This window comes from Mycobacterium sp. GA-2829, from assembly GCF_001499965.1.
Lineage (GTDB): Bacteria > Actinomycetota > Actinomycetes > Mycobacteriales > Mycobacteriaceae > Mycobacterium.
In genome coordinates, this window is sequence record NZ_LQIT01000004.1 from 113,824 (window position 1) to 129,605 (window position 15,782).

Here is a 15,782-nt window from a genome sequence, read left to right on the forward strand (position 1 = left end):
ATGCGTGTACAGCTTTCCCGGTGAAGATTCGTGCCCTGTGCGGCGCCGTCCTGGCCGCCTGCTTCGTCCTGGCCGGCTGCGGAGAGTCGCAAACCGCCGACGCCGCAACCGAATACCCGTCGGGACCGGTGACGATGACGGCGGGTTCGAACCCCGGCAGCGGATTCGACATCACGATCCGCGCGGTCGTGGACGCCCTGCAGAAGGAGCACCTCGTCGATGTGCCGCTGCCGGTGGAGAACCGGCCGGGCGGCATCGGCGCGGTGTTCCTCGCGACGATGGTCGAGCAGTATCGCGGCAGGGACGACCAGGTGTCGGTCACCTCGCTGTCGATGATGATGAACGAACTGCGCGGACTGTCGCCGTATGGCTACACCGACGTCACGATGATCGCGCGCCTCATCACCGAGTACTACGTCGTCGTCACCGCACCCGACAGCCCGTACAAGACCATCGGTGACGTGATGGCGGCGATCAAGGCCGACCCCGCCCTGCCGATCGGAGCCGCCACCGACGACCAGGCCCCGTTCGATCTCCTGGTGGCGGCCGCGGGTGGCGACCCGTCGACCGTCAACTACATCCCCTTCGAGGGCGGTGGCGACCAGGAGGTCGCACTGCGCGCGGGCGAGATCCCGGTGGCGATCACCGGTGTCAGCGAGGTCGTCGACGACGTGAAGGCCGGCGAATTCGCCGCGCTCGCGGTCCTGTCCGAGAACCGACTGCCCGGCTTCGACGTCCCGACCGCCCGCGAGCAGGGTCTCGACGTGACGCTGGCCAACTGGCGCGGTCTCTACGGTCCGCCGGACATGCCGGGGGTCGCGGTCGCCTACTGGCAGAAGGTGCTCGGCGAGATGGTCGCGTCCCCGACCTGGCAGCAGATCGCCGCGCAGAAGCAGTTCACCACCACGTTCCAGACGGGCGCGGAGTTCGAGACCTTCCTGGCGGAGACACAGGAAGACGTCAAGACCGCACTCGCGGAAGCCGGCCCCTGATCATTTGCTGATTCTGCGACGCCGCGTTCCGTTGAGCTCTACATTGTCAGCGGACGGGGGGTGGCGCCGGTGACGAGCATCAAGAGAGCGCTGCGGCTGGCCGGGATGCGTCCCCTCCCCCGATGGCCCGCTCGTGACCCGGTCGACCTGCGGGGTAAGCGGATCCTGCTGACGGGCGCGTCGTCGGGGATCGGCGCCGCGGCCGCGGAGAAGCTCGCCGCGCAGGGCGCGTTCGTGATCGCGGTGGCGCGGCGCGAGACGTTGCTCGCGGAGCTGGTCTCGCGCATCCGCGCCGCCGGTGGCGCCGCAACGGCCTGCCCCGCCAACCTGGCGAACCTGGACGAGGTCGACGCACTGACGAAAACCGTTGGCCCCGTTGATGTCCTGATCAACAATGCCGCGCGTTCGATCCGCAGGCCGCTGGGCGACTCACTGGAACGGTGGCATGACGTCGAGCGGGTCATGCAACTCAACTACTACGCGCCGCTGCGGCTCATCCGCGGGCTGGCACCGGGCATGATCGAGCGCGGCGACGGCCACATCATCAACGTCGCGACGTGGCGGGTGCTGCCGGAGTCCTCGCCGATGTTCGCGGCCTACAACGCCTCCAAGGCCGCGTTGAGCGCGGTCAGCCGGGTGATCGACACCGAGTGGGGTTGGTCGGGCGTGCACTCGACGACCGTGTACTACCCGCTGGTGGCCACGCCGATGATCGCACCGACACAGGCATATTCGGGTGTCGCAGCGCTGTCCGCCGAGGAGGCCGCCGACTGGATGGTCACCGCGGCTCGCACCCGGCCGGTGCGCATCGCGCCGCGGAAGGCGTTGGCGCTGCGGGCGCTCGACGTCGTCGCACCGCGCGCGCTCAACACCATTCTGGAACGCGAGACCGCGCGGATGAACCGGAATGCACTCGAAGTCGCTGCGAGGCACTGAGTGACCGTCGGTCACCGGCCCGAGAACCTTACCCTCGGCGCGGCGCTCACCACGGCGGCCTTCTTCTGCGTGGCGCTGGTCGGGACGCTGGCGAAGGTGTCGGGTCAGTACACCTCGACCGGGGTGCTGTTGCTGTTCCAGAACCTGATCTGCCTGTTGTTCATCGCGCCGGTGGTGCTGCGCGACGGCTGGGCGTCGTTGCGCACCAAAAAGATCGGCCTCCACGTCACCCGCGCGGTCGCCGGCACCGCGTGCTGGTACGCGCTGTTCTTCGCGATCACCCAGATCCCGCTGGCCAACGCGACGCTGCTGACCTACACCGCGCCGCTGTGGATGCCGTTGGTGGCGTGGGTGGTGACGCGGCAACCGGTGGCGCGGGCGACGTGGGTCGGTGCGGGGATCGGTTTCGCCGGCGTCGTCCTGGTTCTGCAGCCGCAGGCCCGCATGTTCCACATCGGGGAGGTGTCGGCTCTCGCCGGCGCGGTGCTCCTGGCGATCGCGATGATGTCGGTGCGCTGGCTCGGTGCGACCGAACCGATGCCCCGGGTGCTGTTCTACTACTTCGCGCTGTCGACGGTGTTGTCCATCCCGATCGCCGCCGTCGACTGGCGGGCGTTCCCGCCGCGGGCGTGGGTGTGGTTGATCGCGCTGGGTTTCGCGCAGCTGTTCTCGCAGATGCTCATCGTGGTGGCGTACCGGTACGCGTCGGCGGAGAAGGTCGGACCGTTCATCTATTCGGTCATCGTGTTCACGGCGCTGATCGATTGGATCGTCTGGCACCACCCGCCGACGCTGTACATGTACCTCGGGATGGCGCTCGTGATCGGAGGCGGATTGGTGGCGGTGCGGGCCAGGTCGCCGGTGGCTATCCGGTAACGCTTGAGTTTTGCAGGTGGAATTCGGCCCGAAGTGGGGCACAGTTGAGATATGGCCGATCCGAAGAAACAGCAGCCGAACGACGTCCGCGCCGCCGCGCAGGCCGCGCTGCAGGCCGCCCAGGATGCCGCGACGGGGGCGTTGCGCGTCCCGGCCGCCTCGGCGCAGATCGTCGCGCAGCTCCCCGGTTTGCTCGAGAACCTCGCCGCGGCGACCGAACGGCTCAACAAGACCCTGGACCGCGTCGAGCGCTACATGGCGCTGGCCGACCCTACGTTGCAGACCATGGACCGCATCCTGCCGCAACTGGAAGCGCTTGCCGCACAACGCGATGCGGCATTCCGGGTGGTGGGCGACCTGCCGGGCGTGAGTACCTTCGGGCGGATCACCGGCCTCACGCCGCGTGAGAATGCCGATCAGGACAAGGGTAAGACGCAGAAGAAGCGCGGCCGCAAGACCGACTGATTCACGCGCTGGTCTCGCGGTGCGGATCGGCCACGGGCTTGGACTCCGCTGATCCGCGTTGGCGCAGGAAGATCGACAGGCCGACGATCGCGGCCACCGCGATGAACTCGCTCTGCCAGTTCTGCATGGACTCGAACCAGAACTGCGAGGTCGTCACATACCGCCACAGCGAAATCGGATCCTGGCCGTGCTGGGCGCCCTCCTCGTTGTACGCGGCGACGCCGCCGACGGCGTGCAAGGCCCACGAGGCGAAGAAGAGCACGAAAAAGGCGATGGCCAAGGAGTTTTCGTAGACCCACAACGCCCAGCCACCCCGGCGGACGGGCCACGGCGTGGTGTCCTTGATGTTCGCACGATGTGGATCGGCATCCTGCGGCGCCGGTTTGCCGGTCGGTTTGGATTCCGAGGAACCTCGTTGATACAGGAACGCCGTCAGCACGACGTACATCCCCATCTGGAGGAATTCGGATTCCCAGTTCTCGAAGGTCGCCTCGAGGAAGTCACCCGTCGTCAGGTAGGCGACAACGGAAATCGTCTCGTGTGAGCCGTGATCGTGCTGTTCCTGGTTGTAGGTGGCGGCTCCGGAGACGATCATCCCCGCAAAGAACACCGCGAACAGTCCGAGGCAGGCCAGCAGCAGGCCGTTGTCACGAAGCCAGTTGCGCGATGGTTCGGCGGTCACCGGCTCAGTATCGCGCCGTTTCGATCATCCGGTCCCGGGTAGGTCCGCGTGTACACCCGACGATCGGAGGACTCAATGCGCGCGGCGGTTCTGGAAGCGGCCGGAGGAACGCCTCAGGTGAAGGACGTCGACGAGCCCGATCGCGGTGACGTCGTCACCGTCACCCTCGCCGGGTGCAACCCCGTGGACCTGGCGCTCGCCTCCGGGGCGATGGGCGAGCCCGAAGTACCGAAGATCGTCGGAAAGGAGGGCGTCGGGCGCAACGCCGACGGGGCGCGCGTGTACTTCGACTCCCCGCCGTCGCCGTTCGGCTCGTGGGCCCAGCGCACGCGGGTCGACCCGGACAGGGTCTACCCCGTGCCCGACGGCGTCGACGACGACATGGCCGTCGCACTGGGCATCGCGGGGCTGGCCGCGTGGCTGCCCCTGACCCACCACGCCTCGGTGGTCGACAAGTCCGTGCTCGTCCTCGGCGCTACCGGCGTCGTGGGCCACATCGCGGTGCAGGCGGCGAAGATCCTCGGCGCGGGCAAGATCGTCGCCGCGGGCCGGAACCGGGAGGCGCTCGACCGCACCCGCCGCCTGGGCGCCGACGCGATCGTCCAGTTGGGCGGCGATGACGACGCAAAGGCGCTCGGATCGCAAGCCGACGCCGGCTACGACGTGGTCATCGACATGGTCTACGGGGATCCCTTCCTGGCCGCGCTCGAGGCGTCGGCGGTGGGCGCAACGCTGATCACCGTCGGGCAGGGCGCCGGGGGCGCGCCTGCGGTGCCGTTCCCCGGGATGATGGGCCGCACTCACATCGGGCATTTCAACGACTTCCTGCCGATCGAGATCACGCGTAAGGCGTATGAGGACCTGACGAGCCACGCCGCCGCGGGCCGCATCACCGTGGAGACCACGCGGTACTCGCTCGAGGACGCGCAGAAGGCGTGGCAGGCGCAGGCCGACGGCCCGCACGTCAAGATCGGCGTAGCGCCGTAGGTGCCGGCGTCGCCGCGCTCGCGGAACACTTACGGTGTGCTCGCGGGGCGTCTTGCACGCGCAATGGCCGTGTGCGAGCCGCGGTGCTCGGCACTCCCGGCATGATGGTGGGTGACGACATCGGGCGAAGGGAGCGAGGCGCGCGTGAGTGAGCCGAACCAGCCCAGCGGTGCACGGCCCGCTGGCGGTGATCCGGTCGATCCGGCGACGCAGCGGGCGTTCGGCCGGCCGGAGGGCATCCAGGGCGCCTTCGCGAAGCCCGATCGCCGGCGTGACCAGGGGCAATACACCCCGACCGACCAGTCCCCCGCTCCGGTGCTCGATGAGGTCTTCGGCCACGCCAAGGCCGAGGACGACGACGCCGCGGAGTGGCCGGAGCAGGTCGAAGAGGAGGCCCCGGCACCCGCTCCGGTGGCCGCGCCTGCGGATCCGGCCCCGCCCGGGCCGAAGCTCGGCCTGGTCGATCTGCTGTTCAGCGGGAAGGTGTCCAAGCCCGCGCTCGCGCTGATCATCGCGCTGGCGCTGCTGGTGGGGATGGCCGGCGGATGGATGGGGAGCCGGACCGCGACGATCATCGCGGCGTTCTCCACGCCGAAGGTCAACGTGTCGAGCACCGAGCCCGCCGACGACTCCGCCAGCCGGTTCACCAAGGTCGCCGACGCGGTCGCCGACTCGGTGGTGACCATCGAGGCCATCAGCGAACAGTCCGGCTCGCAGGGGTCGGGGGTCGTGGTCGACGGCCGCGGCTACATCGTCACGAACAACCACGTGGTGGAAGAGGCGGCGAGCGACACGAAGAAGTGGAAGCTGTCGGTCATCTTCAATGACGGCAAGACGGTGCCCGCGCATGTGGTCGGCCGGGACCCCGTGACGGATCTGGCGGTGCTGAAGGTCAGCAATGTCGACCATCTGACGGTCGCGCGGCTGGGTGATTCGAGCAAGTTGCGGGTCGGGCAGGAGGTGATCGCCGCCGGTGCGCCATTGGGGCTGCGCAGCACCGATACTCAAGGCATCATCAGCGCGCTCAACCGCGCGGTGCGGTTGAAGTCGGACTCGGGCGACGACGTCGTGATCTCGGCGGTGCAGACCGACGCGGCGATCAACCACGGCAACTCCGGTGGCCCGCTGATCAACATGAACGCCGAAGTGATCGGGATCAACGCCGCGGGTAAGTCGTTGTCGGACAGTGCGAGCGGCCTGGGCTTCGCGATCCCGGTCAACGAGATGAAACATGTGGCCGAGACACTCATGCGCAACGGCGTGATCGCCCATCCCACACTGGGTTTGACGGCGCAGTCGGTCAGCGACACGGCCGCGGCCGGGGCGAAGGTCACCGAGGTCAAGCAGGGCGAGCCGGCGGAGAAGGCCGGGATCAAGGACGGCGACATCGTCGTGAAGATCGGCGACCGGCAGGTCGGCGATCTCGACGCGTTCGTCGTGGCGGTGCGGCAGTTGCAGATCGGCCAGCCCACGCCGGTCGAGATCCTGCGCGAGGGCAAGTCGATGACGTTGACCGTCGAGCCGATCGCGGGCAAGCCCACTACGAAGCCCTGAGCGTCGCCGAGACTGCGGGGAGATCACGTTCTTACGTGGGAGGACGCGCTCACCGCAGTCTCGACGCACTCGGCTGTCAGGCCACCTCACGCCTCCCCAGCAGATCACACGCATCCTCGAACCGCGCCCACTCCTGCTGCGAGGGTCGGTCCGGCGTTCCGGCAACCGCGTCACTGCTGACCTCGAAGCCGGGTGCGAGCGGAGACAACATGCCGGCGAGCTTCACGATGTGACCCTGCGGGCTGTCCTCGAAACTCTCGAACACCCGCTCGCCGACCCAGGACCGCACGTTCTCGGCGCCACTGGCGAGGTCCAGGTCCGGAAGCCGCAGCGCGCCGTTGCAGTGGCGTACGTGCTCGTCGTAGCGGTCGTCCCAGCACTCCGTCTGCCAGCCCGGCCAAAGCTCAGGCAGCGCCTGGAAGAAGCCCATCGTGTCGGCGGTCTGCCACGCGCCCAACCGTTTCCGGGGAATGTCGATGTGGCACCCACCTTCGGGGATCTTGCCCAGCTTCAAAGTGGTGACACCGCGACCGGGAAGCATGTCGATCAGCGCTGGGCCGTGCCAGGCCTTGCTCAGGTGCCACCACAGCGGCCACATCCGCAGCTGTCCGTCCTCCCCGACGACGGACACCAAGTGGCACATATGGTTGCGTCCCCGCGCGAGCCGGACGGTCGGCTTCCTGTCCCACTGGTACGGCGGCAGCTCCGCGCCGACGTAGCCGGCCAGTTCGACAGTGCCGTCGTAGGCCCAGCCGATCTCGAAGCCCGGCCACACCTCGCCGAGCACGGCCAGCGCGGCCCGGCGTTCGTTCATACCGTCCATGACGGTGTCGCCGAAGAACAGCACCCGCCCGCGATCGAAGTCGATGAGCGCCCCGCCGTCGGCCCACACGGGGTCCACCCACTCGTTCTTCGGACACGGCCGCAACGTCTGCACGTATCGCCGCGCCAGGTCCGGCCCGCCGACCAGTGCGTCGAGGATGCGTCCACCCGCCCAGTGCGCGTAATACAGCCGCCAGTCCTGGTTCTCGACGACGATGAAGTTCGCCCTGTTACCCATATCGTCCCCAATCCGTGTGACGCGGATCCGGTCGCCCGCGCCGGTTGGTGTGAGTGTGATACAGGCCACCGACAAGTCGGTCACGTCGCCGGATTCAAACGCCGCGACTAGCTCTTGAAGGCACTCCACTGAGCAACGCTGTGCGCCCGACCTACACCAGGGCTGTGAATCCACAGCCGTCCGCTCCACGAACAGCCCTGGTGTAGGTACGGCGCGCAAGAACGAAAACGGCACACCATCCCCGCCATCTCCCGACATGCTTCACCCGATCGTGGGCTCCGACGAGATCACCGCGCGCTGCAATCGGACTACGGCGATAGCTACATAGGCGGACAATGCGTAGACCGCGTCGCCGCGATGATGGCTCAGCGCGTCCATGATCATCCGACCCGGTAGGGTTGATGCATCGCCGACCAGCAACGATGCTGTGACGACGTTCACATCCTTGTCAGAGGTGCACTGGCCCAACCTGTTTCGGACTCGATTCGAGCGCTGACGCCGCGCCAACCGACCCGCGGGAATGGCCCCCGCCTCGCCGAAGTTGGAGTTGTTCATGCTTTCCATGCCGCCTGCGGCGGGTGCCCCAACCGCCGCACTGAATTGCCAGCTAACTCACAGGTTGGGTGGGTGCTGATGCGTCAAGGTCCTCTCGCCGGCCGTTATCCGGCAGTGGCCGCCATGGTCACACTCGCGCTGATCCCCTACCTGGCGTTGTCCGCGGCCCTGGATCCGCTGGTGCCGGTGATCTCCGAACAACTCCACATGACCGCCCAGCAGATGAGCCTGGGCTCGGGGCTGGGTAACGCCGCCTATGCGGTCGGCACGGTGCTCGCCGTCCAGTTCGCCCAACACCTCCCCCAGCGCAGGATGTTGCTGCTCTACGCGGTGGTGCTCGTTGTCGGGTCGATCATCGCCGCGGCTGCGCAGAACGCCGGCATGTTCATCGCGGGCCACGTGCTGCAGGGGCTGTCGACCAGCATGTTGCTCATCGCGGCGGCACCTCCGCTGACCATCGGTTTCCCCCGTGACAAGCTGCGCAACACCGCAGTGATCATGAACATGTGCGTGTTCGGCGCGGTCGCGCTGGGCCCGTTCATCGGCGGTGTGCAGGCCGATGCGCACGCGTGGCGCCCGCTGTTCTGGATCGTCGCGGGCGTCGCGACGCTGGCGCTGCTGCTGGCCGCCTTGACCTTCGATGACGCCCCGCCGGCCGACCGGGACGCTCCGCGGGACGTTCATGCGATCGCGCTGGCCGCAGCCGGATGTACGGCGGCGTTCGTGGGCGCCTCCCAACTCACCACGCACGGGTTCGGCGACGTGGCGGTCACGCTGCCGATGCTGGGCGGCCTCGCGCTCATCATCGCGCTGATCGTGTATCAATTCCGGGCGCGGCGTCCGCTTCTCACCATCCGGACGATGCTCACCAGTTCGATCCCCGTGGCCGGCGTCGGTGTCGCGTTGTTCGCCGCCGCCGCGTCGGTGGCCGCGACCGCGCTGACCACCAACGTGTTCCTGGAATCTTTCAGCCCGGCGCACGTGGGCATGCTTTACCTGCCCGAACTCGGTGGCGCCATCGTGATGGCGGTAGTGTTCGGATTCGTCATCTCACGCCGCGCCATGCACTATCTCCCGTTGGTGGGCATGGCGTTGCTGGCGGCCGGGATCCTGGTGTTCCTGCTCGCCCTACCGGCCAATCAACCACTGGCGCTGCTGGGTTCGGCGTTGACGGGTCTGGCGCTCGGAGCGACGGTGGCCCCGGCGCTGTTCGTCGCCGGGTTCTCGTTGGAGTCCAGCAGCCTGCAGCGGGTGTTCGCGATCATCGAGTTGTTGCGCGCGGTCGCGGCGTTCCTGGTGGCGCCGGTGTTCGCGTACTTCGCGGCGACGGTGTCGGAGGACCTGGTCGAGGGCACGACGATCGCGCTGTGGATCGGGTTCGGCCTCGCGGTGGTCGGGGCGCTCTTCGGGGTTGTGGTGTACGCGCTCAGCGGGGCCCGTCCGCAGCGACCCAATCTGGATAGGTTCATCGACGGCGACTCGCCGGCCTGGTACTCGCCGCCGCTGCTGGCGCGGTTACGCGGCGAGATGCCGACGCCCGAACCTGCGATCGCGACGCCGACACGTGCGGTTCCGATCAGCGCCACCGGACCCGTGGTCATCGCCTACGACGGATCCGATTTGGCCACAAGAGCAATCGAGCGTGCCGCCAGCGAATTGCCTCCGGGTCGTGAGGCGTTGGTGGTGTGCGTATGGCAGCCCGTGGATGTCGGGTTCACGCCCGTCGGCGGTGAGCGGTTCGATGCCGACAAGGCTCCCGAGGTCCGTCGCGCGGCCGAACGTACCGCTGCTCACGGAGCGGAACTCGCGGCTGAGGCCGGGTTCGCGGCGTCGCATCAGGCGATCGAGGCCGCGCCGACGTGGAAGGGCATCGTCCGGGCGGCCGATGAGCACCAGGCGAGCATGATCGTGCTTGGCCCGCATCGGCGCAGCGGACTGCTGGGGCGTTTCGAGGGCAGTGTGGCGGCGGCGGTGATTGCGCATACCGACACTCCGGTGCTGGTTGTGCCGCAACGGGAGTCGTCGAACGGTGTGGTGCGGGAACCGGCGCTCTCGGTGTCGGCAGTGCCGGGCGAGCGCTGACGCGCGACCCGGCGAGGTCAGGCTCCCTCGTCGTCGGCATCGTAATAACCGGCCTCCCGCAATACATCTTGCTCATACGCGAGCCTCATTCGGTCGATGACAGCGAGCGCCTCTGTGGTCAAACCCTCACGAATTCCGCTCTTCGCGTGCGCGAATGGGATGAAGGCTCGCAGCATGTCTGGAACAACCAATAGGCACTCGACAGAGACGCAGCACCCGACGCTCGGCGGATACTCGAGTGCCCAGCGGACTCGCCGAGCGCTCCACCGCAACGGGTCACCGGCACCCGTCTCGATGAGCTCCTCCAGAATGTCTCGGTACTCGGAATCCGCAAAGTACGCACCGTGAGTCGAGGCGAAGAATTCGTCGAGCAGGGCATCGCGGGCGGCAGACTCCCAGGCCGACGGCCGGTAGCCGGTGCCACCTTCGGGCATGTGTCCGATCAGCCACTGCACGAGCGGCCGGCAGGCCGGCCACGGACCGTCCCCACGCGCGGCGTGCGTTCCGCTCACCGCTTGCTGGACCCATGCGCGAGCGTCGGCCAATGCCATCTCGAAGACACGGATGTCCCGATCAAGGCTCTGCTCCAGCACCTGCTCGATCGTTTCCTCGACGAACGTCGCGCCAGTGACGCACGAGTCGGAGTTGTGGTAGGTGTCGACCACGCACGTCATCTCCGCACCACCGAGGCGAGCTCCGATCAACACTTGGCTGACATCACCCAAGACGTGGGACAACCGCACTGTCCGATACACGTGAATTCGCGACAACCCTGAGATCCACGCGGGCAACAGATCATCCCGTGCCTCGACCATGCGCCGACACTGCGCCGACAACTCGGCGTCGACAACGAGTTCGGCGACGATGGCCAGGAACGCGGTTACCTCCCGGCCGGGCACTTCACGCTGGTCAGAAATGATCTCGTCAAGCGAGCGCACTTCGAACTCCGGCCGCTTCAACCGGATCATTGGTGACGGAGTCGTTTCCGCGATCACCATGCTGACGAATTCGAGGAGATCGAGAGGATGCTTCCGCGCCAGCATCGGACGCACCAAGTTCACCAGCGGTGACTCGTCGGGAGGCCGCTCCCGCGCTCTCCTACGTCGCGCATCGCGTCGCGCTTGTTTGGCTTTCCGTCGCGCTCGCCCGTCGGTCATGGCGCGGACGCTACTCAGCACCGGTGACAACTTCGACGGCGAAGAGCGCCCTCACCCCGCAGCGCGACGAAACAACTCCGCCGGCCGCCCGCGCCCACCCGCCGTCATCCGACCCGTCGCCACGAGATGCGGTTCCATCGCCCGCCGAAACGTGTCCCGCTGCAACGCGTCCCCGAGGACCGCCTCGTGCGCCAACCGCAACTCCCGCAGCGTGAACTCCTCCCCCAGCAGCCGGTCCGGGTCCGGGTGATCGGCGTAACGAGCGCGAATGTGCGCCATCGCCCGCCCGATGATGTCGGCGTGGTCGTACGGCAACCGCCCCGGGCTGAGCACCGGCGCCAGGCGCGTCCGATCGGCGAACCGCGACGCAAGCGCATCGGCCCGCACCACCGCGACGTGCGCCACCGACAGCACCCACCCACGGTCGTCGCGCGCCGGGTCGTCGAACACCTGCAGCTGGCGCGGGCGCAGCCCCGCCACATTGGCCTTCACCCGCAGCGACCGGTCCACCGCGTCAGCCAACCGCTCCCCCTCGTGCAGGAACGTGCCCGGCAGCGCCCACCCGCGTCCGGTGTTCCGGCGCACCTCCAAGACGACGAGCCCGTTCTCCGCGTCCAACGTGAGCAGCGCCGTGTCCACCGCGACCGACGGTCGCGGATAGTCGGTGAGCGGCCGACCGCCCGTGTCCTTGTCCATGTCGGTGCCCCAGCGTACAGTCACACTGAATTAGCGCAGAATCGCGCAAATAGAGATCGGGGGACGTCATGGCATCACTGCACGATCGCATCGAAGGAGTCCTATTGGGGACCGCCGCCGGTGACGCCCTCGGCGCGCCATACGAGTTCGGTCCTCCCCGTGGGCCTCACCTCGACGTCGCGATGGTCGGCGGCGGTGTGTGGGAGCCCGGCGAGTGGACCGACGACACGTCGATGGCCATCGCGATCGCCGAGGTCGCGGCCACCGGCGCCGACCTGAGGGGACCCGGGGCGCAGGACCAGATCGTCACGCGCTGGCACGAGTGGTCACTCACGGCCAAGGACGTCGGCATCCAGACCCGGTCAGTGCTCAGCGCCGCCGCCCGGGGTGGCCCGGTCACCACCGCGCGCACCCGCGCAGAGGCCGCGCGCCTGCACGAGCGCACCGGCCGCACAGCGGGCAACGGCTCCCTGATGCGCACCGCCCCGGTCGCCCTGGCCTACCTCGACGACGAGGACGCGATGGTCGAAGCCGCCCGCGCCCTCAGCGAGCTCACCCACGCCGATCCGGACGCCGGCGACGCGTGCGTCCTGTGGTGCAGCGCCATCCGCCATGCCGTCCTCACCGGTGCGCTCGACGTGCGGATCGGGTTGCGCCGCATCGACCAGGGACGCCAAGCACTGTGGGCACAGCGGATGGACGCCGCCGAAGCGGGCACACCGTCGTCATTCGCCAACAACGGGTGGGTCGTGGCGGCGCTGCAAGCGGCATGGTCGGCGATCAGCACCACCGCCGTGCCGACGGACGATCCGGCGGCCGGCGTGTTCCGCGCCGACCACTTACGGCTGGCGCTCGACGCGGCCGTGCGGGCGGGCGACGACACCGACACCGTCGCCGCGATCGCGGGCGAGTTACTCGGGGCAGCGTACGTCGCATCCGCGGTGCCCGTGCAGTGGCGGGCGCTGCTGCACGGATGGCCGGGGCTGACGGCGCGCGGCCTCGTTTCACTCGCGTCGGCGATCCATCGCCGCGGCCAACGCGACACGTTCGACTACACGTATCCGGGCTCCCCCATCGACACCGTCATGCGCCACCCGTACGACGACCACGTTCTGCTCGGCGGCGTCGGCGTCCTGCGCCGACTGCCGACGGAGGTCGACGCGGTGGTGTCCTTGTGCCGGGTCGCCGACGAGGACGTCCCGGATGGGATCCCGCACGCGGAGGTACGGCTCATCGACCGGACCGACGCCGACGAGAACCCGCACCTCGATTTCGTCCTGCTGGACGCCGTACGCGCGGTCGAGGCGTTCCGACGGCAGGGCCGAACGGTGTTGGTGCACTGCGTCGCCGCGTACAGCCGGACACCGGCGGTCGGTGCGCTGTACGGGGCGCGGCTACGGGGCGTCAGCATCGCCGAGGCGATCAACGACATCCGCCGCCTGCTGCCCGACGCCTACCCGAACCACGCGTTCCGACAAGCGATGTCGCGCCTACATCCCGTCCGTCAGGTCTCCTCGCGGGAGAACTGGTCCGCCAGCGGCCACGTACCCCACTGATAGGTCTGCTTCACCACCTCGAGGTACACGAGCGTCCGTACCTCGGCGACCGACGGGATCGACTCGATCGATTCGTGGACCACGGTGAGGAGATGCTGCCCGTCGCGGCACATCACCTCCGCCACCAGGTTGCAGTCGCCGGACACGATCGCGCAGAAGCTGACTTCTGGGATCTTCCCGATCTGGGCGGACGTCTCGCGAAGGTTGCCCTTCACGCGGATCTGCAGCAGCGACGAGAGTTTGAACTCTTCGATCGGAATGGTGATCGCCACGATCTGCATCTGCCCCTGCTCGATCAGGCGTTGGACGCGTTGACGCACCGCTGCTTCTGACAGCCCCACCTCCTTCGCGATCGACGAATACGAGCGGCGCCCGTCCTCGCGGAGCATGCCGATGATCGCCGCGGATTGCGCGTCGTGCCCGCTGTCGGTCTCACCTGTGGCCATCGTGCCCTCCCCCCATAGCGACCCTCCCCTATCCAACACTCGATACGACCACGCCGTCCGCGAGTCCCAGCCGGGCGAGATCCGCCAGGTAGGAGCGCAGTCCGGACTCGGTGCCGCAGTACACCAGTCGATTCTGTGCCCTACTGTGCGCTTCTCGCGCCTCTTTCGCAGCGCACAGATGCCGGAGGTGGGTCATCGACTCGGCGACCGCCACGTGCAGATCGAGGAGGACGAAATCCCCGCCGGCCTTGCGCGCCGCCTTGGCCATGGAGTGGGCCCGGCCGAGATCCGCCGCGTACACCACCGTGGCCTCGCGACACCGGTCCTCGACGATCACGTGCTCCCGCTGGTGCCCGAACTGGCCCCTGGGTAACGCCGCCGTGCGGCGGCACGTGGCCGCCACGACGACGAAGGACGGCGGGCCGCTCATCAGAACTCGCGCAGGTTGTCGCGCAGATACTCGGACGAGTAGGAGGTTCGCGTCCTCCCACGGCGTTGCAGTGCGGGGACGAGGCCTTCGGTGATCTCGGCGATGAACCGCCGGGTCACCGAGTTCGACCCGGTGTAGAGCAGATAACCGTCGCCGCCCACCTCGTCCATGATGTCGCTCATGCGGTCGGCCACGTCGTCCGGGGTGCCGACCAGCCTGATCGCGGGTGACAGGTAGTCGACCGCCAACTCGCGCAACGTCTTTCCGCTGCCGCGCTGCAGGAAGGTATCGAGGGAGGACTGTTCGCCGTTGGTGGTGAGGTCCTGTGGCGGCACCTCGTCGAGCGGGAACCGCGAGAAGTCGATATCGGTGACGAACGATATCTGAGCGACGATGTTCTCGATGGCTCTCGGGTTGGTCGTGTTTCGGAGGTTCGCGGCCTCGGCTTCCTCTGTCGTCGCACCGAGCACGGGCATGATGATGTAGAGGATCTTGATCTCGTCGGGGTCCCGGCCGTGCGCCTTGGCCCGGCTGCGGACATCGTCGCGGAACTCCCGCATCTTCTCCACCGAACCGGGATTGGCGACGATCGAGTCGGCGTACTTCGCCGCGAAATCGCGACCTTTCGGAGATCCTCCGGCCTGCACGAAGACCGGTTGCCCGTGCGGTGGATGCACGGTCGTCAGCGGGCCCTCGGAGCGGAAGTACTCACCGTTGTGGTTGACGGCCCGGACGGTGCCGGGGGCGATGTAGGCACCGGATTCGCGGTCGCGGACGATGGCCTCGGGGTCCCACGAGTTCCACAGATCGCGTACCAGGTCGACGTATTCGTGGGCGACGTCGTACCGCTTGTCGTGCGGCAGAAGGCGGTCCATCCCGAAGTTGCGCGCGGCCTGGTCCTGACCCGAGGTCACGATGTTCCAGCCGAATCGACCCTTGACGATGTGGTCGACGGTGGCGACCGTGCGGGCGAGCATGTACGGCGGGTAGAACGCGGTCGACATCGTGGCGATGACCCCGATGTGGCTGGTCGCCGCGGCGATGATCGAGGCCAACGGGACCGGATCATGTTTGGGCACCCACAGCGCGTGCTTGAGGTAGGCGTCGTAGGACTGCCCGTACGCGTCGGGGACGCTGACGGTGTCCTCGAAGAGGATGTAGTCGAAGCACGCCCGCTCCAGCGCCTGCGCCATCTCGACGTAGAACTTCCCGTCCCACGGCTCATCCGGCGGGGCGAACGGCCCGGTGAAATCGTTGGCGACGAACCCGGAGAACCATCCGAGGTGAAACTTGTTGGCAGACAATGTG

16 protein-coding genes are annotated in these 15,782 nt (G+C 68.0%); 8 read left to right on the forward strand and 8 right to left on the reverse strand.

The window, feature by feature from the left end:
• The first annotated feature begins 20 nt into the window (after positions 1-20).
• The 4 genes from AU194_RS04020 to AU194_RS04035 are packed head-to-tail and all read left to right on the forward strand — an operon-like array spanning position 21 to position 3,269.
• Positions 21-992, forward strand: a complete 972-nt coding sequence (locus AU194_RS04020) for a tripartite tricarboxylate transporter substrate binding protein (protein WP_231743153.1) — start codon at positions 21-23, stop codon at positions 990-992.
• A 60-nt stretch (positions 993-1,052) separates the two neighbouring features.
• Positions 1,053-1,928: an SDR family oxidoreductase gene (locus AU194_RS04025; protein WP_369804020.1), complete on the forward strand. Its 876-nt coding sequence runs from the start codon at positions 1,053-1,055 to the stop codon at positions 1,926-1,928.
• Positions 1,929-2,804 (forward strand): DMT family transporter, encoded by an 876-nt coding sequence (locus AU194_RS04030; protein WP_059087940.1) that lies wholly within the window; start codon positions 1,929-1,931, stop codon positions 2,802-2,804.
• A 51-nt stretch (positions 2,805-2,855) separates the two neighbouring features.
• Entirely contained in the window at positions 2,856-3,269 is a 414-nt protein-coding gene (locus AU194_RS04035) for a hypothetical protein (protein ID WP_059087941.1), read from the forward strand.
• A gap of 1 nt (position 3,270) precedes the next feature.
• Here AU194_RS04035 and AU194_RS04040 read toward each other — a convergent pair whose 3' ends face one another.
• Positions 3,271-3,951, reverse strand: a complete 681-nt coding sequence (locus AU194_RS04040) for a DUF6766 family protein (RefSeq protein ID WP_059087942.1) — start codon at positions 3,949-3,951, stop codon at positions 3,271-3,273.
• 117 nt (positions 3,952-4,068) lie between these two features.
• Between AU194_RS04040 and AU194_RS04045 the strand changes: the two genes are divergently transcribed.
• Together AU194_RS04045 and AU194_RS04050 are read left to right on the forward strand one after the other, a co-directional pair.
• Positions 4,069-4,938, forward strand: a complete 870-nt coding sequence (locus AU194_RS04045; RefSeq protein ID WP_231743154.1) for a zinc-binding alcohol dehydrogenase family protein — start codon at positions 4,069-4,071, stop codon at positions 4,936-4,938.
• A 144-nt stretch (positions 4,939-5,082) separates the two neighbouring features.
• The gene (locus AU194_RS04050) at positions 5,083-6,492 is read left to right on the forward strand and encodes a S1C family serine protease (protein ID WP_059087944.1); all 1,410 of its coding nucleotides are present in this window, start codon (positions 5,083-5,085) and stop codon (positions 6,490-6,492) included.
• A 76-nt stretch (positions 6,493-6,568) separates the two neighbouring features.
• On the opposite strand, the gene AU194_RS32455 is transcribed toward AU194_RS04050, so the two are convergent.
• Positions 6,569-7,552 carry a hypothetical protein gene (locus AU194_RS32455; RefSeq protein WP_231743155.1) on the reverse strand — a complete coding sequence of 328 codons (984 nt, stop codon included), beginning with the start codon at positions 7,550-7,552 and terminating at the stop codon, positions 6,569-6,571.
• A 261-nt stretch (positions 7,553-7,813) separates the two neighbouring features.
• Positions 7,814-8,107 (reverse strand): hypothetical protein, encoded by a 294-nt coding sequence (locus AU194_RS31625; RefSeq protein ID WP_157575884.1) that lies wholly within the window; start codon positions 8,105-8,107, stop codon positions 7,814-7,816.
• A gap of 78 nt (positions 8,108-8,185) precedes the next feature.
• Here AU194_RS31625 and AU194_RS04060 point away from each other — a divergent pair, with 78 nt between their 5' ends.
• Positions 8,186-10,189 (forward strand): universal stress protein, encoded by a 2,004-nt coding sequence (locus tag AU194_RS04060; protein WP_059087985.1) that lies wholly within the window; start codon positions 8,186-8,188, stop codon positions 10,187-10,189.
• A 17-nt stretch (positions 10,190-10,206) separates the two neighbouring features.
• Here the strand turns inward: AU194_RS04060 and AU194_RS04065 are convergent, their stop codons facing one another.
• Both AU194_RS04065 and AU194_RS04070 read right to left on the reverse strand, forming a co-directional pair.
• A complete protein-coding gene (locus AU194_RS04065; protein WP_157575885.1) occupies positions 10,207-11,346 on the reverse strand; it encodes a hypothetical protein in 1,140 nt (379 codons plus the stop codon).
• Between the two features lie 51 nt (positions 11,347-11,397).
• Positions 11,398-12,042, reverse strand: coding sequence for an NUDIX domain-containing protein (locus tag AU194_RS04070; protein WP_059087946.1), 645 nt, complete (start codon positions 12,040-12,042; stop codon positions 11,398-11,400).
• Between the two features lie 68 nt (positions 12,043-12,110).
• On the opposite strand from AU194_RS04070, the gene AU194_RS04075 reads away from it, so the two are divergent.
• Positions 12,111-13,598: an ADP-ribosylglycohydrolase family protein gene (locus tag AU194_RS04075; RefSeq protein WP_059087947.1), complete on the forward strand. Its 1,488-nt coding sequence runs from the start codon at positions 12,111-12,113 to the stop codon at positions 13,596-13,598.
• Here the strand turns inward: AU194_RS04075 and AU194_RS04080 are convergent.
• The 3 genes from AU194_RS04080 to AU194_RS04090 are packed head-to-tail and all read right to left on the reverse strand — an operon-like array spanning position 13,547 to position 15,778.
• Positions 13,547-14,044 carry an Lrp/AsnC family transcriptional regulator gene (locus tag AU194_RS04080; RefSeq protein ID WP_059087948.1) on the reverse strand — a complete coding sequence of 166 codons (498 nt, stop codon included), beginning with the start codon at positions 14,042-14,044 and terminating at the stop codon, positions 13,547-13,549. The two genes, AU194_RS04075 and AU194_RS04080, sit on opposite strands and share 52 nt — an antisense overlap.
• A 28-nt stretch (positions 14,045-14,072) precedes the next feature.
• Positions 14,073-14,474 (reverse strand): hypothetical protein, encoded by a 402-nt coding sequence (locus tag AU194_RS04085; RefSeq protein WP_059087949.1) that lies wholly within the window; start codon positions 14,472-14,474, stop codon positions 14,073-14,075.
• The gene (locus AU194_RS04090) at positions 14,474-15,778 is read right to left on the reverse strand and encodes an NtaA/DmoA family FMN-dependent monooxygenase (protein ID WP_059087950.1); all 1,305 of its coding nucleotides are present in this window, start codon (positions 15,776-15,778) and stop codon (positions 14,474-14,476) included. The genes AU194_RS04085 and AU194_RS04090 overlap by 1 nt, the downstream gene beginning before the upstream one ends.
• Between the last annotated feature and the right edge of the window lie 4 nt (positions 15,779-15,782).